Annotated in this window: 15 protein-coding genes; 6 read left to right on the top strand and 9 right to left on the bottom strand. The window is 70.7% G+C overall.

Annotated features, from left to right (window positions below):
* Positions 1-18: 18 nt before the first annotated feature.
* The 3 genes from KHF85_RS06085 to KHF85_RS06095 all read right to left on the bottom strand — a co-directional run bounded on the left by KHF85_RS06085 (position 19) and on the right by KHF85_RS06095 (position 5853).
* On the bottom strand, positions 19-1044 hold the full coding sequence (locus tag KHF85_RS06085; protein ID WP_284568898.1) for an alpha/beta fold hydrolase: 1026 nt from the start codon (positions 1042-1044) through the stop codon (positions 19-21).
* Between the two features lie 69 nt (positions 1045-1113).
* Positions 1114-4185: a ligand-binding sensor domain-containing diguanylate cyclase gene (locus KHF85_RS06090; protein ID WP_284568899.1), complete on the bottom strand. Its 3072-nt coding sequence runs from the start codon at positions 4183-4185 to the stop codon at positions 1114-1116.
* Between the two features lie 285 nt (positions 4186-4470).
* Positions 4471-5853 (bottom strand): L-serine ammonia-lyase, encoded by a 1383-nt coding sequence (locus KHF85_RS06095; RefSeq protein WP_284568900.1) that lies wholly within the window; start codon positions 5851-5853, stop codon positions 4471-4473.
* A gap of 90 nt (positions 5854-5943) precedes the next feature.
* On the opposite strand from KHF85_RS06095, the gene KHF85_RS06100 reads away from it, so the two are divergent.
* The gene (locus tag KHF85_RS06100; protein ID WP_284568901.1) at positions 5944-6174 is read left to right on the top strand and encodes a glutaredoxin family protein; all 231 of its coding nucleotides are present in this window, start codon (positions 5944-5946) and stop codon (positions 6172-6174) included.
* Between the two features lie 96 nt (positions 6175-6270).
* Here the strand turns inward: KHF85_RS06100 and KHF85_RS06105 are convergent, their stop codons facing one another.
* The 3 genes from KHF85_RS06105 to KHF85_RS06115 are packed head-to-tail and all read right to left on the bottom strand — an operon-like array spanning position 6271 to position 8074.
* Positions 6271-6837 (bottom strand): YceI family protein, encoded by a 567-nt coding sequence (locus KHF85_RS06105; protein WP_284568902.1) that lies wholly within the window; start codon positions 6835-6837, stop codon positions 6271-6273.
* An 11-nt stretch (positions 6838-6848) separates the two neighbouring features.
* Positions 6849-7415, bottom strand: a complete 567-nt coding sequence (locus KHF85_RS06110; protein ID WP_284568903.1) for a cytochrome b — start codon at positions 7413-7415, stop codon at positions 6849-6851.
* Positions 7412-8074, bottom strand: coding sequence for a YceI family protein (locus KHF85_RS06115; RefSeq protein ID WP_284568904.1), 663 nt, complete (start codon positions 8072-8074; stop codon positions 7412-7414). Before KHF85_RS06115 ends, KHF85_RS06110 begins: the two co-directional genes overlap by 4 nt.
* A 238-nt stretch (positions 8075-8312) precedes the next feature.
* Between KHF85_RS06115 and KHF85_RS06120 the strand changes: the two genes are divergently transcribed.
* The gene (locus tag KHF85_RS06120) at positions 8313-11921 is read left to right on the top strand and encodes a hybrid sensor histidine kinase/response regulator (RefSeq protein ID WP_284568905.1); all 3609 of its coding nucleotides are present in this window, start codon (positions 8313-8315) and stop codon (positions 11919-11921) included.
* A gap of 137 nt (positions 11922-12058) precedes the next feature.
* Complete coding sequence (locus KHF85_RS06125) at positions 12059-15628, top strand: hybrid sensor histidine kinase/response regulator (protein ID WP_284568906.1); 3570 nt, start codon at positions 12059-12061, stop codon at positions 15626-15628.
* An 85-nt stretch (positions 15629-15713) separates the two neighbouring features.
* On the opposite strand, the gene mdtD is transcribed toward KHF85_RS06125, so the two are convergent.
* The 3 genes from mdtD to KHF85_RS06140 form a co-directional block, all read right to left on the bottom strand.
* The gene (gene mdtD, locus KHF85_RS06130; RefSeq protein ID WP_284568907.1) at positions 15714-17147 is read right to left on the bottom strand and encodes a multidrug transporter subunit MdtD; all 1434 of its coding nucleotides are present in this window, start codon (positions 17145-17147) and stop codon (positions 15714-15716) included.
* 440 nt (positions 17148-17587) lie between these two features.
* A complete protein-coding gene (gene hemE / locus KHF85_RS06135) occupies positions 17588-18658 on the bottom strand; it encodes a uroporphyrinogen decarboxylase (RefSeq protein WP_064538839.1) in 1071 nt (356 codons plus the stop codon).
* A gap of 10 nt (positions 18659-18668) precedes the next feature.
* Complete coding sequence (locus KHF85_RS06140) at positions 18669-18923, bottom strand: WGR domain-containing protein (protein ID WP_003471688.1); 255 nt, start codon at positions 18921-18923, stop codon at positions 18669-18671.
* Between the two features lie 242 nt (positions 18924-19165).
* On the opposite strand from KHF85_RS06140, the gene KHF85_RS06145 reads away from it, so the two are divergent.
* From KHF85_RS06145 to KHF85_RS06155, 3 genes are read left to right on the top strand one after another with little or no spacing between them, the layout of a single operon-like run.
* Entirely contained in the window at positions 19166-20797 is a 1632-nt protein-coding gene (locus tag KHF85_RS06145) for an efflux RND transporter periplasmic adaptor subunit (protein WP_284568908.1), read from the top strand.
* Positions 20794-23994, top strand: a complete 3201-nt coding sequence (locus KHF85_RS06150) for an efflux RND transporter permease subunit (RefSeq protein ID WP_284568909.1) — start codon at positions 20794-20796, stop codon at positions 23992-23994. The genes KHF85_RS06145 and KHF85_RS06150 overlap by 4 nt, the downstream gene beginning before the upstream one ends.
* Positions 23994-25442, top strand: coding sequence for an efflux transporter outer membrane subunit (locus KHF85_RS06155; RefSeq protein ID WP_284568910.1), 1449 nt, complete (start codon positions 23994-23996; stop codon positions 25440-25442). Before KHF85_RS06150 ends, KHF85_RS06155 begins: the two co-directional genes overlap by 1 nt.

The raw sequence follows: 25442 nt of genomic DNA on the forward strand, positions 1-25442 counted from the left end.
GCTGACGCTGCGGCCGCGCTACGGCGTGGTGCCGGGTGCGGCCAAGGCCTGCAACAGTGCGGCGTTGAAGCGCGGCGGCGCCTCGACCTGCGGCGCGTGGCCGAGGTCGGCGAATTCGACCAGTGTCGCACCGGGAATCGCCGCCGCGGCGCGCTTGCCCAGCGCTGGGTAGTCGCCCAGGGTCTTGGCCAGCGCCGGCGGCGCCAGGTCCTTGCCGATCGCGGTGCGGTCGCGCTGGCCGATGAACAGCGTGGTCGGCACGCGCAGCTGCGCGAACTGCTGCACCACCGGCTGGTTGAACACCATGTCCGAGGTCAGCGCCTGGTTCCAGGCCACGCGTTCGCGACCGGCGCCGGCGTACAGCCCGGCCTGCATCGTCACCCAGCGCTCGTACGCGGGTTTCCATTGCCCGCCGTAGTAGACGCTCTGTTGATACTGCTTGATCGAGGCGGCATCGGTCTTGAGTTCCTTCGCGTACCAGGCATCGACGCTGCGCCACGGTACCCCGGCGGCCTTCCAGTCCTCCAGCCCGATCGGATTCACCAGCAGCAGCTGGCTCACGTCCTGCGGATACTGCAGGGCGTAGTGCGCGGCGAGCATGCCGCCCATCGAGTGACCGACCAAGACCGCCCGGGTCACGCCGGCGTGCTGCAGCAGCGCATGGGTGTTGGCCGCCAGTTGCGCGAAGGAGAACTGGTAGGCCTGCGGCTTGCTCGATTTGCAGAAGCCGATCTGGTCCGGCGCGATCACCCGGTAGCCTGCGGCGGTGAGTGCCGCGATCGCCGATTCCCAGGTCGCCGCGCAGAAGTTCTTGCCGTGCAGCAGCACGACCGTGCGGCCGTTCGGCGTGCCGCTCGGGGCCACGTCCAGGTAGGCCATCTGCAACGGCTGGCGCTGCGAGGCAAAGTCGTAGCGCGCGAGCGGATACGGATAGTCGAAGCCTTCCAACTGCGCGCCGTAGCGCGGCGCGGGCGTGGCGGCGTGGCTTGGCGGCGCCAGCAGGAGCGCGGCGGCGAGCGCGGCGAGAAGCGGGAGTCGGCGCATGCGGGCTGGAAGACGTGCAGGGAGGCCACGACTCTAGCCGGGGGCATGCGCGCGCGGCGTCAACGCGGCTCAGCAGCGCGAATGCACCAGGCTCAGGCAGGCGTGGTGTTGCATGCGTTCGGCCGGTTCGTGCAGCGCGGCCAGCACCTGTTCGGCCTGCGTGCCGAGCACCGGCCGGTACGCGGCCCAGCCGTTGCGGCCCTTGGCCTTGGCCTGGTACAGCGCGCGGTCGGCCAGGACCAGCAACTGTTCCCAGCCCAGGCGGCTGTCGGGATCGTGCACGAACGGGAATTCGGCCAGGCCGATCGAGCAGGTGATCTGGCTCTGGCGACCGTGTTCGAGCGCGAAACTGTGCGCGGCGATCGCCCGGCACAGGCGCTCGGCGGCCACGGTCAGGTTCTCGCGCGGCGCCGAGCGCAGCACCAGCAGGAATTCCTCGCCGCCCCAGCGCACCACGTAATCGCTTTCGCGGGTCAGCCTGACCAGCAACTGCGCCATCTGCTGCAGCACCGCGTCGCCGGTATGGTGGCCGCCGCTGTCGTTGATCGACTTGAAATGGTCGATATCGATCAGCGCGAACAGCATGCCCGAGGACAGCATGTCCTGGTCGTTGGCGGCCATGCGCCGGTACAGCGCGATGTCGCTGGGGATGTGCAGCGACAGGTAGCGGCGATTGCGCAGCTGTGTCAGGTCGTCGGTGAAGCTGGCTTCCTGCAGGCGCTGGTTCGCCGCCTGCAGCGCCTCGGTGCGCTGGCGCACCTGCCGCTCCAGGGTTGCGCGCAGGCGCTGGTTGACCACCCGCGCCATGCCGATGCCGAGCAGCGCCAGGACCAGTGCGCCCAGCGCCAGCAGCAGCTTGTAGGACAGCGTTTCCTGGAAGCGCAGCCGGATTCGCAACGGCAGCCGTGCCGGCGCCTGCGCCCAGACCCCGGCGTTGTTGCTGCCGGTGACCTCGAACACGTAGTCGCCGCCGGGCAGGTTGGTATAGCTGGCCACGCGCTGGCGGATGTCGTCCAGGCTGCGCCACTGCGGGTCGTAGCCGACCAGGCGATAGCGCAGTTCCACGTTCTCCGGCGCCTGGAACGAGGCGGCGGTGAACTCGAAATCCAGGTCGCGCGCCTGCGCCGGCAATGGCGTGCCGCGCAGCGCCTGCGGCGCCATCCAGCGGCCCTGCGCGCGGATCCGCTCCACCACCGGCTGCGGCGCGACCGGGTTCTTGACGATGCCGGCGGTGTCCATGGTCACCACGCCGTCGCGGCTGGGCAGCCACAGCGTGCCGTTGTCGATGAAGCCCTTGCCGTTGCCGGCGCCATTGCAGCACAGGCCCTGCACGCCGCCGTGGCGCTGGCCGCGTTCGTTGAGCAGCAGTTCGGCCTGCAGCGGCGTGCCTGCCACCTCGAGGCGCTTGAGCAGGCTCGCCAGCGGCATCCGGTACACGCCGCGCAGGCCGGCCACCCACAGGCTGCCGTGGCCGTCGTCGGTGATGAAGAACGCCGCGTTCGCCGGCAGTCCGGCGTGTTCGTCGAACATGCTCCAACGCTTGCCGTCGAACACCCACAGCTGTTCCGACAGCGTGCCCACCACCCACTGTCCGCCGGGCAGTTCGTGCACGGCGGTGATGTCGGCGCCGGCCAGCGCCGAGCCGGCCGCGGCGAGCGGCAGCAGGCGCTCGCCGCGCAGTTCGTACAGGCCGGCCTGGGAGCCGATCAGCAGGCGCCCGGCGCGGGTCTCGTGGATCAGGCGGATGCGCGGGTCGCGCAGGCCCTCGCGCTCGCCGTAGCGCTGCAGGCGCGCGCCGTCGCTGCGGAACAGGCCGTCGCTGGTGGCGAACCACAGCCGTTGCGCGCGGTCGCGGACGATGCCGCTGACCTGCAGTTCGCGCAGCGGCGCCAGGTGCGCCGGCTCGGTGACGCGCCCGGCGCGGTACAGCAGCGCGCCGCGGCGGGTGCCGATCCACAGCTGGCCGGGTTCGGCGAGCAGGGTGTAGGGCACGTCGGCGGGCAGTTGCGCGCGGCGCAGCACCTGCTGGTAGCGGCCATTGCGCAGCCGCGCCAGGCCGTTGCCGGTGCCGACCCACAGCGAGCCGTCGGGATCGCGCGCCAGCGTCCACACCAGCGGGTCGGACAAGCCTTCGTCGCTGCTGTAGCGGCGCGTCCAGCCATTCCACAGGCGGGTCGCGCCATTCCAGCGGCTGCCCAGCCACAGGTTGCGCTCGCGATCTTCGAAGAACGTACTGGCGGCGTCCTGCTCGGGTTCGGCGTAGTGCTCGACGATGCCGCCGTCGCGCACGCGCAGCAGGTCGCCGGGCAGGCCCACCCACAGATTGCCGTCGCTGTCCTGGTACAGCGCCTCCACCGCGCGCCGGGTCAACGCCGGGTCGCCGGGCAGGCGCTGCCAGCGGCCGTCGCGGCGGAACAGCAGGCCGTCGCGGCTGCCGGCCCACAGCCGTCCCTGCGCGTCCAGCAACTGCCGCACCGGCGCGGCGTGCGCATCCGCGGGCAACGGCAGTGGTTCGCCGTCGCCATCGTTATCGTCATCGGCGAAGCGCAGCACCGCGCCGCGCGTGCCGACCCACAGTTCGCCGTTGCGCGGCAAAAGTGCGTAAGCGCCGTCGGCGATGCGATGGCGCAGGCGCAGGCTGTCGCCGGCCACGGCGTAGACGCCATCCTGCGCGGCGACCAGCACCGTGCCCCGCGCATCGACCGCGATCGCTTCGATGTTCAGCAGCGGCGCTTGCGGATCCTGCGGCAGCAGGTTGCTGAAGCGTCCGTCGCGGTAGCGCGCCAGCCCGCGGTAGGTGCCGATCCACAGGTCGCCGCAGGGATCCGCGTGCAGGGCCTTGATCAAGGTGCCGGGCAGGTTGGCCGGCGCCTTTTCGCCGAAGCTGGTCATGCGCACGCCGTCGAAGCGCGCCAGCCCGCCCATCGTGCCGATCCACAGATAGCCCTGCCGATCCTGCGCGAAGGCCTGCACGCTCAGCTGCGGCAGCCCTTGTTCCAGGCCCCAGCGCTGGCGTTCGTACTGGTTGAACTGCTTGTCCGGCTGCAGCGCGGCGGCGCTCGGCACCAGCGCGATCCACGCCCCGAAGAGCATGGCCAGCTTCAGCGCACGGGTGCACCAGGACGCGGGGTGGGGCTGCAAGGGGATTCCAGTGCCGGCTCGGCGGAGCGTCGAAACCGCTATCGGCGCAGGCGCGCCGATCTTTATCCGTACCGCAACAACGGCCTGCGCGGCGTCGGCGATCGCGACAGCCGCAAGGCCTGTCATCCAGGCAGGTCCCACCTGCGCGGCGCGGTGGCGCGGAGCCACTGCCGCGTCGCCGCGCGGGCGCTGCACGCGGCGCGGCTCTGCGCGCCGGCGTGGCCCGCGCATGCGCCGCAGCGGTGCGCTGCGCGCGGACAGGCAGGACGCGCGCGCGGCATCAGCTCAGCACTCGATCACGTTCACCGCGAGCCCGCCGCGGCTGGTTTCCTTGTACTTGTCCTGCATGTCGCGGCCGGTGTCGCGCATGGTCCGGATCACCTTGTCCAGCGACACCTTGTGCTTGCCGTCGCCGCGCATGGCCATGCGGCTGGCGTTGATCGCCTTCACCGCGCCCATCGCGTTGCGCTCGATGCACGGGATCTGCACCAGCCCGCCGATCGGGTCGCAGGTCAGGCCGAGGTTGTGCTCCATGCCGATCTCGGCGGCGTTCTCGATCTGCCCCGGCTTGCCGCCGAGCGCGGCGACCAGGCCGCCGGCGGCCATCGAGCAGGCTACCCCGACTTCGCCCTGGCAGCCGACTTCGGCGCCGGAGATGGAGGCGTTTTCCTTGTACAGGATGCCGATCGCTGCGGCGGTCAGCAGGAAATCGAAGATGCGTTGTTCGTCGCTGCCCGGGCAGAAACGGTCGAAGTAGTGCAGCACCGAGGGAATGATCCCGGCCGCGCCGTTGGTCGGTGCGGTGACCACGCGCCCGCCGGCGGCGTTCTCTTCGTTGACCGCCAGCGCGTACAGGTTGACCCAGTCCAGCGTGGTCAGCGGATCGCGCATCGCCGCTTCCGGCTTGGACGACAGTTCGCGGTACAGCGCCGGTGCGCGCCGCGACACGTTGAGGCCGCCGGGCAGGGTGCCTTCCTCGCGAATGCCGCGCGCCACGCACGCCTGCATCGCGTTCCACAGTTCGCGCAGGCCGGCGCGGATCTCGTCCTCGCTGCGCCAGCACTTCTCGTTCTCGAACATCAGCGCGGCGATGCTCAGGCCGCTGCGCGCGGCCTGCGCCAGCAGTTCGTCGCCGCTCTTGAACGGGTAGGGCAGCGGGGTTTCGTCGGCGACGATGCGGTCGTCGTCGGCGTCGTCCTGGTTGACCACGAAGCCGCCGCCCACCGAGTAGTAGTCGCGCGTGGCGATCACCTCATCGTCGGCGGCGTAGGCAGTGAAGCGCATGCCGTTGGTGTGGTACGGCAGCTTCTGGCGCTTGTTCAGCGCCAGGTCGCGCTTTTCGTCGAAGGCGATGCTGTGCTGGCCCATCAGGTTGATGCGCTTGCTGCCGCGGATGCGCTCCAGCGTGCTCGGAATGATGTCCGGATCGATCAGGTTCGGGCGCTGGCCTTCCAGGCCCAGCAGCAGCGCCTTGTCGGTGCCGTGGCCGCGCCCGGTCAGCGCCAGCGAGCCGAACACCTCGGCGCGGATCCGCACCACCTCGCCGAGCCGGCCCGGATCCAGCAGCCAGCGGTGCACGAAGCGCTCGGCCGCACGCATCGGCCCCACGGTATGCGAGGAGCTCGGGCCGATGCCGATCTTGAACAGGTCGAAGGTGCTGACAGCCATACGTGCCGGACAGGTGGAAGGCCAAAGACCGTCTATTCTATGCCCCTGGCGCAGTGCGGACGCCCGCAGCGCAGCATCGGAGCCGCGGCCATGTCCCTGACCCTGTACCAGCGCGACGACTGCCAGCTGTGCGACCAGGCGCTGACCGTGCTGGCGCAGGCGCGCGTGGGCGAGCTGGAAAGCGTGTTCATCGATGGCGATGCGGCCTTGGAGGCGCGCTACGGCGAGCGCGTGCCGGTGCTGCGCGACGCCGGCGGGCGCGAACTGGGGTGGCCGTTCGATGTGTGTCGGGTGGCGGATTGGCTGGCACTGCAGGGCTGATCGCCGCCGCCGTGCCCGTCCAGGCAAAAAAAAGCGGCGGACCCGACGAGGGAATCCGCCGCCCAGTGGCCGCGTGCCGCTGCGGCCTGTGGCGGATCACTTCGCCTTGAGCACGACCTTGGTGCTGATCGCGGTCTCGTTGGGGATGGTCTTGGTATCGGCCCAGTCGCCGCCGCCGACGCCGAAGTCCAGGCGCTTGACCAGCGCCTTGCCGGCCAGCACCGGCTGCGCGCCCGGGGTCCAGGTGAAGGTCAGGGTCACCGGCTTGGACACGCCGCGCAGTTCCAGGGTGCCGTCGGCGGCGTACTGGTTGTTGCCGAGCGCGCGGAACTTGTCGGCGCGGTAGTGGGCGGTGGCGAACTTGGCCACGTCGAAGAAGTCCGGCCCCTGCAAGGTGGAGTCGCGGTCGGCATTGCCGCTCTTGGCGCCGGCCAGCGGGATCGCCACGTCGAGCCTGGCGCTGGCCAAGTGGGCCGGGTCGAAGCTGAGCTTGGTGTCGAAGCCGGGGAACTGGCCGGTGAACACTTCGCCGTCGTACTTGCTGGCGAACACCAGGCTCGAGCCCGGCGCCTGCACGTAGTCGGCGGCGACCGCGGGGACGGCGGCGAGCATCGCCACCAGGCTGGCGGCGACGGCGGCGGGGGAGGCGAAACGGGACGACATGCGGGAACTCCTCAGGATTTGGGGCTCAGCCAGCCGCGCGGCAACATCCGCGCCAGAGTGGCATCGCGTTGGAATAGGTGGTGGTAAAAGGCGGCGCCGGCATGCGCCAGCACCACTGCGATCAGGATCCAGAAGCCCCATTCGTGCACCGCATGCGACAGCTCGCGCAGGTGTGCGTCGGGCGCGCTGAGCTTGGGCACGGCGACCAGGCCGAACCAGCGGAACGGGCGCAGGCCGCTGCTGGAGTCGTACAGCCAGCCGGACAGCGGCATGGCGAAGATCAGCACGTACAGCAGCACGTGGGTGGCGCTGGCGATGCGTTCCTGCCAGCTCGGTGTGCCCGGCACCGGCTTGGGCGTGCCGGCATACAGGCGCCAGCCCAGGCGCGCGATCACCAGCGCCAGCACGGTCAGGCCGAGCGACTTGTGCGCGGTGTAGACCCAGAAGTATTTGGGCGTCTTCGGCAGCTCGCCCATGGTCAGGCCGACCACGCCCAGCAGCAGGATCAAGGCGGCGATCAGCCAATGCAGGGTCTGGCTGACGCTGCCCCAGCGCTCGGCGGTGTTCCTGGCGGTCATGGCGTGGCGTCCTGGCTGGCGCTGGGGGTGGCGGCGGCCGGAGCATCCGCCGGCGCATCCGCTGGCGGCGGGTCGGCATCGGCACTGCCGGCGCGGGTCGCCTCGGCCTCGATGCGCACTTCGACCGTGGCGCCGATCACCGACGGCCAGGCGGCGATGCCGAAGTCGGCGCGCTGCAGCGTGGTGGTAGCGGAAAAGCCGACGGTGCGGCGGAACGGCGGCAGCGGATGCCGCTTCAGCGCGTTGAGGGTCACCTCCAGCGCGATCTCGCGGCTGACCCCGTGCAGGGTCAGCGTGCCGAACACCTTGGCGTGGGTGGCGTCGATCGGCTCGATTCGGGTGGAGACGAAGCGCGCCTCGGGGAAACGTTCGCCATCGACCAGGTTGTGCGCCAGCGCGGCGCGGTTCCATTTGTCGTCGCCCAGGTCCAGGCGCTGCAGCGGCACCCGCGCGTCCAGCCGCGCGCTGCGCCAGTCGTCCGGGTCGAACAGCAGCGTGCCGGTGCTGCCGGACACGGTACCCAGCGCCTTGGAGAAACCGGCGTGCTCGATCGCGAACAGCACGCGGGTGTGCACCGGGTCCAGCGCGTACTGCGCCGGGGCCGCCAGCGCGGCGGTCGGCAGGGTCAGCAGCAGGGCGAACAGGCAGCGCTGGAGCATGGGTCGGCCAGAAGGAAGGTGTAGCCCGGATTCTAGGCGCAGTCCGCCGCGCTTGCGCCTGCGCGCCGTGCAATGGTTCGTTGCGCCGCGCGGCGGGTGGGATTTTGCCGCCCCCCGCGGTATAAGAACGCTGCCGCATCAAGGCGGCACGGAGCGGCCGCGCTGTTTGCGGCCGGCCCCGGCAGTGCGCCGGTGTTCATCCGCCGCCGATCGTTCACTGCCGCTGGAGCCGATGTCGATGCAAACCCCATGTCCTCGACGCCTGCGCCGCGGCTGGATGCTCGCCTGGCTGCTACTGCTGCTGGCCGGCTGCTGCGCCAGCGCGCTGGCGACGGTGCCGGAACTGCCGCGGTTCCGCGTGCTGGGCGCCGAGCACGGGCTGCCCTCCAGCGAGATCTCGCGGCTGGGCCTGGACCGCGACGGCTACCTGTGGATCGCCAGCGGCGACGGCCTGGCCCGCTACGATGGGCGCGAATTCCGCATCTGGCGCCACGATCCGGACGATCCGCAGTCGCTGCGCTGCAACTACGTGCAGGAATTGCACATCGATGCGCGCAACCGGGTGTGGGTGGCCTGCGAAGGCGGCGGTCTGAGCGTGCTCGACGCCGGGCGCCGCGGCTTCCGCCATTTCAACATGGCCACGCAACCGGCGATGCGCAGCGACGATGTGTTCGCGATCACCAGCCGTGGCGACGAGATCGTGTTCGGCACCTATGCCGGCGGGCTGTACCGGCTGCCGGCGGACGGGCGTGTGCAGCGCATCCAGGGCGGCGACAGCGAGGTCGATGCGATGCTCGACAGCGCGGTGGTGGGCCTGGCGTTCGATCGCTCCGGGGTGCTGTGGGTCGGCACCATCAAGGGTCTGGTGCGCTACGACGGCACCCGCGCCAGCGCCTACCGGCTGCCCGGCAGCGATGGCACGCAGCAGCGGCTGTCGGCGCTGGTCGCGCTGTCCGACGGGGTGTGGGTCGGCGCCAACCGGGAGTTGTACCGGCTCGGTCACGACGGGCGTTGGCAGCGGGCCGACTGGACCGGCGCACTGCAGCGCGGGGTCCTGTGCATGGCCGAGGACGGCAGCGGCGGTTACTGGCTGGGTAACGGCCAGGGCCTGTGGCACAAGCCGGCCGACGGTGCCTTGCGCCACATCAGCGAGGGCGAGGCGGCGGTGTCCGGCGCCAACGTGGTGGTGAGCATGCTGCGCGACAAGGAAGGCGGGCTGTGGGTGTCGTTGCCGACCCGCGGCCTGGGCTACCTGCGTCCGGACTGGCGGCGGCTGGCGGTGCTGGGGCCGGCGCACGGCCTGGCGCCGGACCTGTACGCGGGCCTGGCGCCGGCACGCGATGGCGGGGCATGGCTGGCCGGCACCGGCGGCAACGTGTACCGGTTGCAACCGGCCAGCGGCGAGCTGCGCAAATCGACATGGACCTCCGACCTGCCCAATATGCGCTTGATGTCGGTGCTGCAGGACGCCGCCGGCATGCTGTGGCTGGGCAGCAGCGGCACGCTGTTGCGCGGTTCGGCCGGCGGTGGCGCGCTGCAGGGCTGGAGCCACAGGTCGGCGCGCGACCCCACCCCTGACATCGGCGGCAACGACTGGTTGCGCGAGCGCGCCGACGGCAGCCTGTGGGTGGCCGTCCCCGGCTTCGGCGTGCAGGTGCGCGCGCTCGCCGACGGCCACGTGCTGGACAACATCCACGGCCCGCAGCGCGGCCTGGCCGCGGCCGCCGATATCGCCGCGTTCGATCTGGCGCCGGACGGCACACCGTGGCTGGCCGCCGAGCACCTGTACTACTGGGATGCCGCCGCCGGGCAGTTCCGCGCCCTGCCGGAGTTCGATGGCGAACGGCTGCAGTCGTTCGCCTTCGCCGATGCGCAGACCTTGTGGCTGCATCGTCTGTCCGGACTCGAGCTGTGGCGCCGCGAGCGCGGGCGTTGGCGGCAGCTGCACCGCTATGCGGCGGCCGAAGGCGTGCCGGCGACCGAGTCGCAGGGCCTGGTCGTCGATCAGCAGGGGCGCGCCTGGCTGGGCATGCGCCGCGGCCTGTTCCGGATCGATCCGCGCCACCAGCCGGCGGTGCGCGCGTTCGGCGCGCGCGACGGCCTGAGCAGCCAGGAAGTGGTCAAGCGCGGGCTGCTGATGGCCGCCGACGGGGTGTTGGTGGCGGCCACCGCCGACGGCAGCGTGGCCTTGCTGGACACGCGCATGCCGGACCCGCCGTCGGTGCCGCTGGCGCTGAGCGTGGAGAGTGTGCAGGTGCGCCGCGGCGAGCGCCTGCTGGCGCTGCCGGCGAGCGGCGGTTTCGCCTTGCAGCCGGACGACCGCGACCTGCGCGTGGTGGCGCGGCTGCTCTCGTTCGTCGATCCGGAGGGCATCGGCTACCGCTTCCGCCTGTCCGGCTACGACCGCAACTGGGTCCCGGTCGGCGCCGCCGGCGAGCGCACGCTGCCGCAGCTGCCGGCCGGCGCGCATGTGCTCGAGGTGCAGGCGCGCACCCGCAACGGCGCCTGGTCGCCGACGCTGCGCTTGCCGTTCCAGGTGTATCCGCCGTGGTGGCGCAGCGTCTGGGGCATCGCCGGGCTGCTCGCCGTCGGTGCCTTGCTGTTGCTGGTGTCGCTGCGCGCCTACCGCCGCCGCCTGCGCCGCCAGCATGGCTGGCAGCTGGCGCTGCACAAGCAGGAAGTGGCCGAGCAGGCCTCGCTGGCCAAGACCCGCTTCCTGGCCACGCTCGGGCACGAGGTGCGCACGCCGATGACCGGCGTGCTCGGCATGAGCGAACTGTTGCTGGCCACGCCGCTGGATCCCAGGCAGCGCGGCTACACCGAATCGATCCGCCGCGCCGGCACGCACCTGCTGCACCTGGTCAACGACGCGCTGGACCTGGCGCGGATCGAGGCCGGGCGCCTGCAGCTGGACCTGCAGCCCTTCGCGCTGCAGGCGCTGATCGCCGATGTGGTGAACCTGATGGCGCCGCTGGCGCAGGCGCGCGGGCTGCGCTTCGAATGCCACGACACCTTGCCGGGCACGGTGACCGTCAACGGCGATGCGCTGCGGGTGCGGCAGATCCTGCTCAATCTGGTCGGCAACGCGATCAAGTTCACCGCCAGCGGCTCGGTCACGCTGCACCTGTCGCCGCTGCACAGCGGGCACGGGCTGTGCGTGGAGGTCGCCGACACCGGCCCGGGCATGAGCGCCGAGCAGCAGGCGCGGCTGTTCCAGCGCTTCGAACAGGGCGAAGGCCCGCGCACCGCCGTCCGCTACGGCGGCAGCGGGCTGGGCCTGGCGATCAGCCAGGAACTGGCGATGGCGATGGGCGGGCGCATCCAGGTGGAAAGCCGGCTCGGGCATGGCGCGCGCTTCCGGGTGACGCTGCCGCTGCGCTGGCAGCTGCGGCCTGCCGAGGCGTTGACGGTGGTGCCGCTGCCGGCGCGGGTGCAGGCGCCGCTGCGGATCCTGCTGGTCGAGGACGAACCCACCGTGGCCCAGGTGATGGCCGAACTGCTGCGCGGCCGCGGCCACCACGTGGCCTGCGCCGCGCATGGCCTGGAAGCGCTGACCGAGGTCAGCCAGGCCACCTTCGACCTGGGCCTGCTCGACCTGGACCTGCCGGCGCTCGACGGCCTGGCGCTGGCGCGGCAGCTGCGCGCGCTCGGCTACGACTTCCCGCTGATCGCGGTCACTGCGCGTTCCGACGGCGAGGCCGAGGCCGCGGCCAAGGCGGCCGGTTTCGCCGGCTTCGTGCGTAAGCCTGTCACTGGCGACATGCTGGCCGCAGCGATTCGGCGGGTGATGGATGGGGGGGCGGGACTCGGGACTCGGGACCCGGGACCCGGGACCCGGAAAGCGTAAGGGCCGCAGCGGATTCGCAGGCAACGCATGCGCCGCTTTTCGAGTCCCGCGTCCACCACCCGTCGGTTGCCAGCGGCCGCGCTTATCGCCGACGATGGCGGCGGACGTTGGCAGACCCGGCCTCCATGCACAGGGAGATGACGATGCGGTCCAGAAGGATCTTGGGATGGCTGCTGCTGCTGTGGTCGGCGCTTGCCGTGGCGGCGGTGCCACCGACGCCGCAGCCGCGCCAGCTGACCGTGGCCGACGGCTTGCCGTCCAACAGCATCAACGGCTTCGCCGAAGACCGGCTCGGCTACCTGTGGCTGGCCAGCAGCGACGGCCTGGCGCGGTTCGACGGGCGCGGCTACCGCATCTGGCGGATCGAGGACGGGCTGCGCGACAACAAGATCTGGACCGTGCACGTGGATGCGCAGAACCGGGTCTGGTTCGGCACCCAGAACGCCGGCCTGGGCATGCTCTCGGCGGACCGGCGCACGTTCCGCTACTACGACCGCAGCAACTTTCCGCAGATCGGCGGCGCCACGGTCTGGTCGATCGCATCCACCCCCGACGGCAGCATCTGGTTCGGCACCGCCAACAGCGGCCTGGAACGGCTGCAGGCGGACGGCAAGCTGAGCCGCTACATGCCGAGGCCGGGCGACGAGCGCAGCCTGCCGTCGCCGGTGGTGACCTCGCTGGCGACCACGCCTGACGGCACGCTGTGGGTGGGGACGCACGGCGGCGTGGCGCGCTGGACCGGGCACGACTTCGAACGGCTACCGGCCTCGGCGCTGCCGCGTCCGGAGGTGCAGGGCCTGACCCCCGAGCGCGACGGCTCGCTGTGGGTGACCACCCAGGGCGGTACGCGCCTGCTGCGCGCCGACGGTAGCGCGGTGGCGCCGTACTGGCGCAACATGCCGAGCGAGAGCGTGCTGGGCATGCTGGTCCACGACCGCCACGGCAATCGCTGGTTCGACACCCTCGATGGCCTGGGCCGCGAGGGCGATGCCGGGCAGATCCGCAACGTGCCGCTGTACAGCAACTCCGCGCATGGGCTGGTCAAGCCCAATTGGTCGCTGGCGTTCGAGGGCCGCGAAGGCGATCTGTGGTTCGCCAGCTTCAACGCCGGCCTGTGGTATCTGCCGGCCAACTGGCGGCAGTTCTCGGTGCTGTCGTACCGGGTCGACGATCCGGACTCGATGGGCAATCCCTACGTCATCGCGACCGCCGCCTCGCGCGATGGCGGGGTGTGGCTGGCCGGAACCCGCGGCATGCTGGATAAGCTGGATCCTGACACCGGTGCGGTGCGCCACCACATCACCGCGCTGTTCGGCCGCGAATGGTCGCGCGTGCTGGGCGAGGATGCGCAGGGCCGGGTGTGGGCCGCGGCCGCGGCGGCGGTGTTGCGTTACGACCCGGTCAGCGGCGAAGTGCGGCGCTGGGGCAAGCAGGATGGCGCCGATGCGCCGATGCCCGGTGAAATCGACCGGCTGGTGCTCAGCGGCGATGGCCGCCTGTGGTTGTTCGGCGAGTTCTGCGGCGCCCAGGTCCGCGATCTGGACGGGCACGTGCTGCGCAACATCGCCCTGGGCGCGGACGGGTTGCCGTCGGAGCTGACCTTGGACGATGCCCGGCCCGGCCCGCTGGGCCAACCCTGGGTGCTCGGCGAATACGGCGTGCTGGCCTGGGACGCGACCACCGAACGCTTCTTGCCGGTGCCGGGTGCGCCGACGCGGCCGCTGAGCGCCTTCACCATCACCGACGGCAACGTGGTGTGGCTGGCCAGCCTCGGCCGCCTGGAGCGCTATCTGTGGGACGGCGAGCGGCTGAGCCTGCTCGACCGCATCGACGTCCAGCAGGAGTTCCCGTCGCTGGCACCGAATGGCATCGTGGTCGATGCCAGCGGCGTGGCCTGGTTGAGCAGCGTGCGCGGCCTGATTCGGGTCGATCCGGCGAGCAAGGCGATCCGCTCCTACAGCGTGCACGATGGCCTGCCCAACCAGGAATTCCACGCCCAGACCCTGATCCAGGCGCGCAGCGGGCAGATCCTCGGCGGTACCCCGGACGGGGTGGTGCTGTTCGAGCCGTCGCAGGTCGTGCCATCGCGGCGGCAGCCGCCGCTGGTGGTCGAACGCATCGGCGTGCGCCGCGGCGAGCGCGCGCTGGACCTGCTGCATGCCGGCAGCATCGTGCTGCGGGAAGGCGACCGCGACCTGCATGTGGTCGCGCGCCTGCTGTCGTTCTCCGAGACCGACGCCAACACCTACCGGTTCCGGCTCAGCGGCTACGACCCGGACTGGGTGGATGTCGGTGCCGGCGGCGAACGCCTGTTCTCGCGCCTGCCGTCCGGCCACTACACCCTGGAAATGCAGGCGCGCACCGCCGACAAGGTGTGGTCGAAGGTTATCACGCTGCGTTTCCATGTGCTGCCGCCGTGGTGGCGCAGTCCCTGGGGGCTGGCCGGGCTGGCCTTGCTGGTGCTGTTGGCGCTGTGGCTGGCCTCCTACCGGTACCGACGCCGCCTGCGTCGGCGCAACGCCTGGCAGCTGGCCCTGCACAAGCAGGAGTTGGCCGAGCAGGCCTCGCTGGCCAAGACCCGCTTCCTGGCCACGCTCGGGCACGAGGTGCGCACGCCGATGACCGGCGTGCTCGGCATGAGCGAACTGCTGCTGGCCACGCCGCTGGATCCCAGACAGCGCGGCTATACCGACGCGATCCGTAGCGCCGGCGCGCACCTGCTGCGTCTGGTCAACGACGCGCTGGACCTGGCGCGGATCGAGGCCGGACGCCTGGAACTGGAACAGCAGCCGTTCGACCTGGGCCAGCTGATCGCCGAGCTGGAGGCGATGATGGCGCCGATGGCGCACAGCCGCGGCCTGGCATTCGCGCTGGACAACACGATGCCGGCGGCGGTGACCGCCAACGGCGATGCGACGCGGGTGCGGCAGATCCTGCTGAATCTGCTCAACAACGCGATCAAGTTTACCGACCACGGCAGCGTGACCTTGCGCGTGGCGCCGCTGCACGAGCGCCAGGGCGTGCGTTTCGAGGTCGCCGACACCGGTCCCGGGATCAACCCCGAGCGGCAGGTACGGCTGTTCCAGCGCTTCGAGCAGGCCGACGGCTCGCGCACCGCCGCGCGCTATGGCGGCAGCGGGCTGGGCCTGGCGATCTGCCAGGAGCTGGCGGTGGCGATGGGCGGGCGCGTGGAACTGCACAGCAAGCTCGGCGTCGGCACCCGCTTCATCGTCGACCTGCCGCTGCCGTGGATTCCCGAAGCGCTGCCCGCCGGCACCCGCAGCGCGCGCGATGCGCAGGCGCCGACGCAGCCGCTGCGCATCCTGCTGGTCGAGGACGACCCCACCGTCGCCGAGGTCGTCAGCGGCCTGCTCCGCGCGCGCGGGCACCACATCACCCATGCCGCGCACGCCCTGGCGGCGCTGACCGAAGCGGCTGGCGCCCGCTTCGACGTGGCCTTGCTGGACCTGGACCTGCCGGGCCTGGACGGCCTGGCGCTGGCGCGGCAGCTGCGCGTGTTCGGCTACGAGATGCCGCTGATCGCGGTCACCGCCCGCGCCGACGCCGACGCCGAACCGCAGGCCCGCGCGGCCGGCTTCGACGGCTTCCTGCGCAAACCGGTGACGGGAGACATGTTGGCTGAGGCGATCGAGGGGGTGGTGGAGCCGGGATCGGGGACCGGGGACCGGGGACCCGGGAAAGCGTGATGTTTCGCGTGATCGCTTCACTGGCTCGGCAAAACGACCGTCGCGGCGCTCCCCCGGGTCCCCGGTCCCTGGTCCCTGGTCCCGGCTACTCCGCCACTTCCTCCACCTGCTTGTCCGGATGCGGCCGGCTGTCCGGCAACTGCCAGAAGATCAGGGTCGAGGTCAGGGTGATCGCGCCGACGCAGACGAAGGTCGCGTGCAGGGCGGCGGTGGCGCCGTGGCTGTCGCCGAGGTGGTCGTTGAACGCCGCCAGCAGGCTGCCGGCGGCGGCCGCGCCGAAGCCGGTGGCCAGCATCATCACCATCGACAGCAGGCTGTTGCCGGCGCTGGCCTGGTCGCGGTCCAGGTCGCGTAGCGTCACCGTGTTCATGACCGTGAACTGCAACGAGTTGACCGCGCCGAACAGCGCCAGCTGCAGCAGCCGCCAGCCCAGCGGCTGGCCGGTCTCGAACAGCACGAAGCTGGCCATCGCCAGGCCGACCAGCACCGTGTTGGTCATCAGCACCCGCCGGTAGCCGCAGTGCTGCACCAGCTTCACCGCCGCGCGCTTGGAGGCCATGCCGGCCAGCGCCACCGGGATCATCATCAGGCCCGCGCGCATCGGGCTCATGCCCAGGCCGACCTGCAGCAGCAGCGGGATCAGCAACGGCATGCTGCCGCTGCCCACGCGCGCGAACAGGTTGCCGAGGATGCCGATGCGGAAGCTGATCACCTTGAACAGATGCAGCGGGAACAGCGCTGCCGGTGCATTGGCCGCGTGCAGCCAGTAGCCGATCAGCGCGGCCAGGCCGGCGATGGCCAGCAGCATCACGCACGCATGGCGCAGGCCCAACTCGGAGATCCCGTCCAGCGCCAGCGACAGCGCGATCATGCCGAACGCCAGCATCGCGTAGCCGATCAGGTCGAAGCGGGTGCGCTGCTCGCCGTGGAAATCCGGCATCACCTTCAGCGCCGCGACGAAGCCGATCACGCCGATCGGCAGGTTGATCAGGAACACCCAGTGCCAGGAGGCCACCTGCACCAGCCAGCCGCCGAGCGTCGGCCCGACCAGCGGCCCGATCAGCGCCGGGATCGCGATGAAGCTCATCGCGTTGAGGAACTGTGCGCGCGACACCGAACGCATCACCGCCAGGCGTCCGACCGGCAGCAGCATCGCCCCGCCGATGCCCCGCAGCACGCGCGCGGCGACCAGGTAGGGCAGGCGTGGCGCGGCCGCGCACAGCAACGAGCCGAGGGTGAACAGCACGATCGCGGTCAGGAAGGTGCGGCGCGTGCCGTAGCGGTCGGCGATCCAGCCCGAGGCGGGGATGAACATCGCCACCGCCAACGCATAGCTGAACACCACCGACTGCATCTGCAGCGGGCTCTCGCCCAGGCTGCGTGCCATCGCCGGCAACGCGGTGTTGACGATGGTCGCGTCCAGCATCTGCATGAAGATGGCCAGCGACACCAGCCACAGCAGCGGCCGGAAACTGCGGTAGGTCGCAACGGCGATCGGATCGGAAGAAGGCGCGGACATCGGCACGCACGGCGACGCGAGGAGCGGACAGGATCGCGCAGCTCGCGTCGTGGCGCCGTGCAGTAACGGGCGGTCGTGGCGCGCTGCGCCCGTTGCCGCCCGGTTGCGCTGGCGGAGCAAGGCGCGTTGCGCGGCATGCTGTCCTGGTTTTTGGTGGGGGTTCCAGTCCCGACGCTGTGCGACCCCGTCGGGTCCACCGCTTCGTTCGTCGCGGCTGAAGCCTACAGGGAGCGTGCGGCGAGCGGGCTGGGTGCACTGTAGGAGGGGCTTCAGCCCCGACAGGCAGTGTCCGGAGCCGGTGTAGTTCCGACTCCGCTGGTCGCGGCTGAAGCCGCTCCTACAGGGACTTGCGGCGCGCTGGCCGGGAGCACTGTGGGAGGGACTTCAGTCCCGACTGCACGATGGCGGAAGCGCGTGTTGCGACGGTTTGCCGCGCGGGGCTATGCCTGCGTGCGGCGGCTGTGCGCCTGCACCGCGGCGACCAGCGCGCCGACGTGCTCGGGTTGCATGTCCGGCGACAGCCCGTGGCCGAGGTTGAACACGTGACCATCCGCCGAGCCGTTGCCGTCGGCGTAGCTGTGCAGCACGCGCTGCACCTCGCGCTCGATCGCCGCCGGCGCGCCGTACAGCGTGGCCGGGTCCAGGTTGCCCTGCAGCGCGACGCGGCCGCCGGTGCGGCGCGCGGCCTCGGCCAGGTCGACGGTCCAGTCCACGCCCAGGCCTTCGGCGCCGGAGGCGGCCAGCTCCTCCAGGTACGGCGCGTTGCCCTTGCCGAACAGGATCAGCGGGGTGCGCTCGGCGCCGTCGCCGCGCGGCAGTTCGCGGGCGATGCGCTGCAGGTAGGGCAGCGAGAACTCGCGGTACATCGCCGGGCTGAGCACGCCGCCCCAGGTGTCGAACACCTGCAGCGCCTGCGCGCCGGCCGCGCGCTGCGCCGCCAGGTAGGCGATCACCGCATCGGTGTTGACCGACAGCAACTGGTGCAGCGCGGCCGGATCGTTCAGGGCCATGGCTTTGATCCGCGCATAGTTGTCGCTGCCGCCGCCCTCGACCATGTAGCAGGCCAGCGTCCACGGACTGCCGGAGAAGCCGATCAGCGGCACGCTGCCGTCCAGTTCGCGGCGGATCACCCGCACCGCGTCCATCACGTAACGCAGCTCGGTCTCCATGTCCGGCACGCCGAGCCGGGCGATCGCCGCCGCGTCGCGCACCGGGTGCTTGAACTTCGGGCCCTCGCCTTCGACGAAATACAACTCCAGGCCCATCGCATCGGGGATGGTGAGGATGTCGGAGAACAGGATCGCCGCGTCCAGCGGGAACCGCGCCAACGGCTGCAGGGTCACTTCGCAGGCCAGTTCCGGGTTCTTGGCCATGGCCAGGAAGCTGCCGGCGCGGGCGCGGGTGGCGCGGTACTCGGGCAGGTAGCGCCCGGCCTGGCGCATCAGCCACACGGGGGTCTGGTCCACGGACTCGCGGCGCAGGGCGCGCAGCAGACGGTCGTTCTTGAGCATGGGGGTTTCCTTAGCGCGGGGCGTCGGCGCCGCGGGTGAACATGACCTGGAAGCCGCGCTTGAGTTGCGCATCGCGGGCTTTCTCGAAGGCGGCGTGGGCGGCGTCCTGCAGCAGGTATTGCTCGCGCTTGAGCTGCGCGCGGCCGCCGATCTGGCCGGTCTCGCGCAACAGCTCCCAGCCGCCGAACAGGTCCGGTTGCAGGGTCAGCTGGATGTAGCGGGGCGGCTCGTTGCCGCCGGGACGTTGCTGGAGGAAGACGCGCATGGGCCGATTGTAGCCGTTGCCAGTGCGCGCGAGGTTGCGCGATCGTCGCAACGCAGCGGGCCGTGGTCGGCCGGCGCGGAACCCTCGGCGCCAGGCCGAGGGCGTGCGGGCTGCTGGCGCGGCACGGCGCCGCCGCCGGCGGCGATCCGTTGCAACGCCAGGTCGGCGCTGGGCGGCAATTGCCGGTCGCGCAGCAGGCGCTGGAGCGGCAGCCAGTGCATCACGGCCCCGGGCAGGCGTAAATGCCGGATGACGCGGCGCCGTCGCATCCGCACATCCGCGCCCAGCCGCAGCGCCCGGTCCTGCCGCTGCAGCATCCGGCCGAGCGGGGCGTCGCGGCGGTTGGCGGCATCGGCTCAGAGGGATCGTCTGCGTTGGCGTCTGCGACTTGCGTCGCGCCGTCGCGTCGTCGCGTCGTCGCGTCGTCGCCTGCTGCAAGATGCGTCCTATCACGATACCGTTACTGCGCCTGTGGAATCATAGGCAGAAGTCATGCCGTTGCGTGCGCACACAGTTCCTGGTGTCGCGGCATGGTCATTCATCACCAGTGCGGACGCAACGGTATGCAAAGCCAGAACAATGAGTGGTTTCCTGGGCGGCACCCGGATGCCGGCGCAGGACTCCCCGCCATGCGTGCCAGCTGCGGCGATCCCGGCGCGGCGATGCCCGCCAGCGGCCAGGGCGCAGGCCGGCCGGCCATGGCCCGCGGCGAGCGCGGCGCGGGGCGGATGGCGGTCCTGTCGGGACTGGCCGCGTTGTGCCTGGTGATCGTCGGCCTCTGTTACTGGATCGGACATCGCCGTCAGCCGACGCCGGCGCCCGAGCCGTTGCGGGTGCAGACGATGACGGTCGCACCGCACACCGTGCCGGACATCATCGAAACCTCCGGCATCATCGTGTCGCCGCATACCGTCGATGTCCGGCCGCAGACCGACGGCGTGCTGCAGTCGGTGCTGATCCACGACGGCGAGCAGGTCCGCGCCGGGCAACTGCTGTTCACCATCGACCCGCGGCCGCTGCGCGCCACGCTGGCACAGGCCCGCGCCGCCCTGGTGCGCGACCAGGCGCTCGCCGCGGATGCGGCCGACACGGAAGCGCGCTACAGCAAGCTGTCCAAGACCGGCGCGGTGGATCCGAAGACCTACGTCACCGCGGCCGACACGCTGCGCTCCCTGCGCGGGACCGTCGCCGTCGATCTGGCCCAGGTCGAGCAGACCCGGCTGTCGCTCGCCTACACCCAGATTCGTGCGCCCATCGACGGCCGTGCCGGCGCCATCGGGGTCAAGCCGGGCAATCTGGTGTCGAGCGGTTCCAGCACGGCGCTGCTGACGATCAACGTGAACGCTCCGATCGACGTGCGCTTCGCGCTCGCCCACGTGCAGGTCGATGCGGTGCGCGCGGCACGCGCAGGACGCGATGGCCTTGGACTGACGGTGCTGGCGCTGGATGCGGTGAGCGCCCGCGTGCTCGACCGCGGCCGGCTGACGTTTCTCGATAACGCATTCGACAGCAGTAGCGGCACGCTGGAGCTGCGCGCGCGGTTCGCCAATGCCGGCGCGACGCTGTGGCCCGGACAGTTCGTCAGCGTCCGGGTGATCCTGGCGGAGGATCCGCAGACCCTGTCCGTCCCCGAAGGCGCGCTGCAGCAGGGGCAGCAGGGTCCGTACGTGTACTGCGTGGTGAACGGGCGGGCGATGGCGCGGCCGTTGACCGTGGCGCGGATGGTCGATGGGCAGGCGGTGATCAGCAAGGGCTTGCGCAAGGGCGATACCGTCATCCTGACCGTTCCCAACGAACTGCGCGATGGCGCGGCGGTGCGATCGAACGACCAGCCCGCCAGACAAGGCGCGGCGGCCACCGGGCGGCACGCGTGAATCCATCGGCCGTGTTCATCCGCCGCGTGGTGATGACGTCGGTGTTGATGATCGCCCTGGTGCTGGCCGGCGGCATGGCGTATTTCGCCTTGCCGGTGAGCGAACTGCCCGACGTCAGCTTCCCGACCATCACCGTCAACATGTCGCTGCCGGGGGCCAATCCCGAGACCATGGCCGCGGCGGTGGCCACGCCGCTGGAACGCCAGTTCAGCGGCCTGCCGGGGCTGGAGACGATGAGCTCGACCAGCAGCGTCGGCAGCACGCGGGTCGTCCTGCAGTTCGCGTTGAGCCGCAATGTCGATGCGGCGGCGCAGGACGTGCAGAACGCGGTGTCGCAGGCGGCCGGCCTGCTGCCGCGCGAAATCAACCCGGCGCAGATCCGGAAGGAGGATCCCAGCGCGGCCCCGATCATGCATCTGATCGTGCGCTCGAAGACGATCGCGCTGCCGCTGCTCAACCAGTTCGCCAAGGATCGCGTGGCGTTGCGCCTGGCATCGGTGCCGGGCGCGGGACAGATCGACGTCAACGGCGCGCAGAAGTATGCGGTGCGCCTGTTCGTCAATCCGCACCTGCTCGCTGCCCGCCACATGGGCTTCGACCAGATCGTTTCCGCGGTGCAGGCGGGCAACAGCAACGCGCCGGCGGGAACGCTGATGGGGCGGGCGCGTTCCTACACCGTCCGCGCCGACGGCCAGCTCAAGCGTGCGGCGGACTTCGACAACATGGTGCTGTCCTATGCGGACGGCGCGCCGGTGCGCTTTCGCGACATCGGCCATGCCCAGGACAGCGTCGAGAACCTGCAGACCGCGGCCTATCTCAATGGCCAGCGCGCGATCGAGATCAACATCCATCGCCAGCCGGGCGCCAACACGCTGGCGGTGACCCGTGGCATCCAGGCGGCGCTGCCCGCGATCCGCGCGCAGCTGCCCGGCGATGCCCAGCTCGATGTGCTCTACGACCGTGGCGACTATATCGGCGCGTCGGTGGAAGATGTCGAATGGACGCTGCTCGGCTCGCTGCTGCTGGTGATCGTGGTGATCCTGCTGTTCCTCAGGAGCTGGATGGCGACGCTGATCGTCGCCCTGGCGCTGCCGACCTCGTTGATCGGCACCTTCGCGGTGATGCGCCTGCTGCATTTCAGCCTCGACAACATCTCGATGCTGGCGCTGACCCTGTCGGTCGGTTTCGTGGTCGACGATGCGATCGTGGTGATCGAGAACATCGTCCGCCACGCCGAACAGGGCGCCAGCCGGATGGATGCGTCCATCGCCGCGACGCAGGAGATCGGCTTCACCGTGCTGTCGATGACGCTGTCGTTGGCGGCGGTGTTCCTGCCGATCGTGTTCATGGGCGGGCTGGTCGGGCGGCTGTTCTCCGAGTTCGGCATGGTGATCGCGATCGCGGTGATCCTCTCCGGGATCGTCTCGCTGACCCTCACGCCCATGCTCGCCAGCCGCTGGCTGGATCCGAAGAAGAGTGCGGGCTGGGTGTTCGAGCGCTTCGATCGGCTGGTCGAGGCTTCCGAGCGCGGTTACGCGCGCTCGCTGGAATGGTCCACGCAGCGTATCGGCCTGATGGCCGCGATCGGCATCGCCACGCTGGTGTGCACCGCAGGCATGTACGCCATCGTCGAGAAGGGCTTCATCCCGCAGGTCGATTCGGGCAAGATCGATGGCGATACCCGCGTCCCGGAAGGCACCGCCTTCGCCGATTTCCTGGCCAAGCAGAACGCGGTGGTGAAGATCATCCAGCGCAATCCGAACGTCGCCAATGTGGAATCGGTGATCGGCTCGGACAACACGCTCAGCAACAGCGGTCGCCTGCTGATCGGGCTCAAGCCGTTGTCCGAGCGCAGCGGCACCGCGGAAGAGGTCATCCAGGCGGTGCGCAAGCAGGTGGCCGGGATCCAGGGCGTCACCCTCAACATGCGCAATCCGCCGGCGATCGACATGGGGCCGACGGCCTCCAACGGCTCGCTGCAGTACGTGTTGCAGTCGACCGACCAGAAGGCGCTGTACGCGCAGTCGGACGCGATCCTGCAGGACATCGGGCGGGTGGACGGCGTACAGGACCCGCAAAGCGACCTGCAGCTCAAGAATCCGCAGATCGAGGTGATCCTGCACCGCGAGCAGGCCGCGGCGCTGGGCGTCACCGCCGCCGGCTTGCAGGACACCCTGCAGAGCGCGTACGGCGGCCGCAAGATCAGCACCATCTATGGCGACACCGACCAGTACGAAGTGTTGCTGCAGGTCGAGCCATCGGCACAGGCCGATCTCAACGGCCTGGATGCGCTGTCGTTCAACGGCAACCAGAACCCGGGCATCACCGCGATCGGCACGCAGACCTCCAACAGCAGTTCGGGCACCAGCGCGGTACTGACCGCGGCCGGCGGCCCGATGGTGCCGCTGCGCGCGGTGGCCGACGTGCGCATGGGCGTGGGGCCGGTGGCGATCAACCACTACGCCGGCCTGCCGGCGGTGACGCTGTCGATGAATCTGGCGCCCGGCGTCTCGCTGGGCGATGCCGCCAGCGGGATCGGCACGCTGATGGCGCAGACGCTGGGCAAGGGCGATGCCCAGGCCATCAGCGGCCAGTTCGCCGGCTCGGCGCAGGCGTTCGAAAACTCGCTGAAGACGCTGCCGATGCTGTTGCTGATCACGGTGCTGCTGATTTACGGCGTGCTTGCGATCCTGTACGAGAATGCGCTGCACCCGATCACCATCCTGACCTCGCTGCCGCTCGCCGGGTTCGGCGCCATCCTGATGCTGGTGCTGTTCCGCCAGGAGCTCAATTTGTTCAGCTTCGTCGGACTCATCCTGCTGGTCGGGCTGGTCAAGAAGAACGGCATCATGATGGTGGATTACGCGCTGGACCTGGAACGCTCCGGCGATGCGCGCTGGAAAAGCCCGCGTGCGGCCATGCTCGAAGCGGCGACGGTGCGCTTCCGCCCGATCATGATGACCACCCTGGCGGCGGTACTGGGCTCGTTGCCGATCGCGCTGGGCTTCGGTGCCGGCGCGGAAGCCAGGCGCCCGCTCGGCATCGCGGTGGTGGGTGGGCTGCTGTTCTCGCAGGCGCTGACGCTGTATCTGACCCCGGCGTTCCATATCGCGATGGCCGAATGGAGCGCGCGCCGCCGCGCGCGGCGCGGCGGCACCGCGCCGCCGCCTGCGCCATCGCTGCCGGAGCCGGCCTGATGCGCGCGGTCGCGCTCATCGCCGCCGGCCTGCTGTCGGCGTGCAGCCTGGCGCCGGCCTATGTGCGCCCCGCGTCGCCGATCCCGCCGTCGTGGCCGGTAGGCGATGCCTACCTCATGCAACGCGAAGCCGCGCTGCCGTCGCTCACCTATCGGCAGCTGTTCGGCGACCCGCGCTTGCAGGCGGTCATCGCGCAGGCGCTGGACAACAACCGCGACCTGCGGATCGCCGTGGCCGATATCGCCCAGGCGCGGGCGCAATACCGGATCCAGCGCGCCGCCTTGCTGCCCGAAATCGACGCTAGCGCGAACTACACGCGTTCCTATCGGGGCAAGGGGGCGGGGGCGGCGCCGCTCGCCGCCAGCGCCCAGGACGCAAGCGCGGACGCGCGCTCGCAGGGCGATGCGAGCAACTACACGGTGGGCATCGGCGTCAGCGCATTCGAGCTCGATCTGTTCGGGCGGGTGCGCGCGCTGACCGCCGCCGCGCAACAGCGTTATCTGGAACAGGCGTCGGCCGCGCGCGCCACGCGCCTGACCCTGGTCGGCGATATCGCCACGGCGTGGCTGACCTACGCCGGCGACAGGAGTCTGCTGAAGATCGCCCAGGACACCGCGCACAGCGCGGAGGCCAGCGTTGCGCTGATCCGGCAGCGGGTCGACGGCGGCATCACCCCGCACTCCGATCTGGATCAGGCCAACCAGGTGCTGCACACCGCGCAATCGGATCTGGCCGAGCAGACCACGGCGATGGCCCAGGACATCAATGCGCTGCAGCTGCTGGTGGGCGGCCCGGTCGATCCCGCGCTGTTGCCGGAGTCGATCCAGGACGCGGCGGCGCGCATCGGCGAGCTTCCCGCCGGACTGGATTCGGGCATCCTGCTGCGCCGCCCCGACGTGGTGCAGGCCGAATACGAACTGCGCGCGGTCAACGCCCAGATCGGCGCGGCGCGGGCGGCGTTGTTCCCGCGCATCAGCCTGAGCGGCCTGCTGGGGCTGACCAGCACCGGGCTGTCCGAGCTGTTCGCGCACGCCGCGTTCAACCGCTCGGTGGGCGCCGGCGCCAGCGCTGCCATCTTCGATGCCGGTGCGGCGCGCGCCAATGTGACCTACACCGAGGCGCAGCGCGACGCGGCCCTGGCCAGCTACGAAAAGACCGTGCAGACCGCCTTCAGCGAAGTGGCCGATGCGCTGGCGCGGCGCGGCACCATCGATGCGCAGTTGCGCGCGCAACAAAGCCTGGTCGCCGATTCCGCCAGCACCTATCAGTTCAGCGAGCAGCGCTATCGCGTTGGGGTCGAGACGTCCCTGTCCAATCTCGATGCGCAGCGCAGCTACTACGCGGCGCAACGCAGCCTGGTCGCGGTCGAGCTGGTGGCCGCGGTCAACCGGGTGACGCTGTATCGCACGCTGGGCGGCGATGCGACGCTGGAGACCGTGCAGCGCTGA

It is taken from the genome of Xanthomonas graminis pv. graminis, assembly GCF_030168915.1.
In the GTDB taxonomy this organism is placed as follows: domain Bacteria; phylum Pseudomonadota; class Gammaproteobacteria; order Xanthomonadales; family Xanthomonadaceae; genus Xanthomonas_A; species Xanthomonas_A translucens.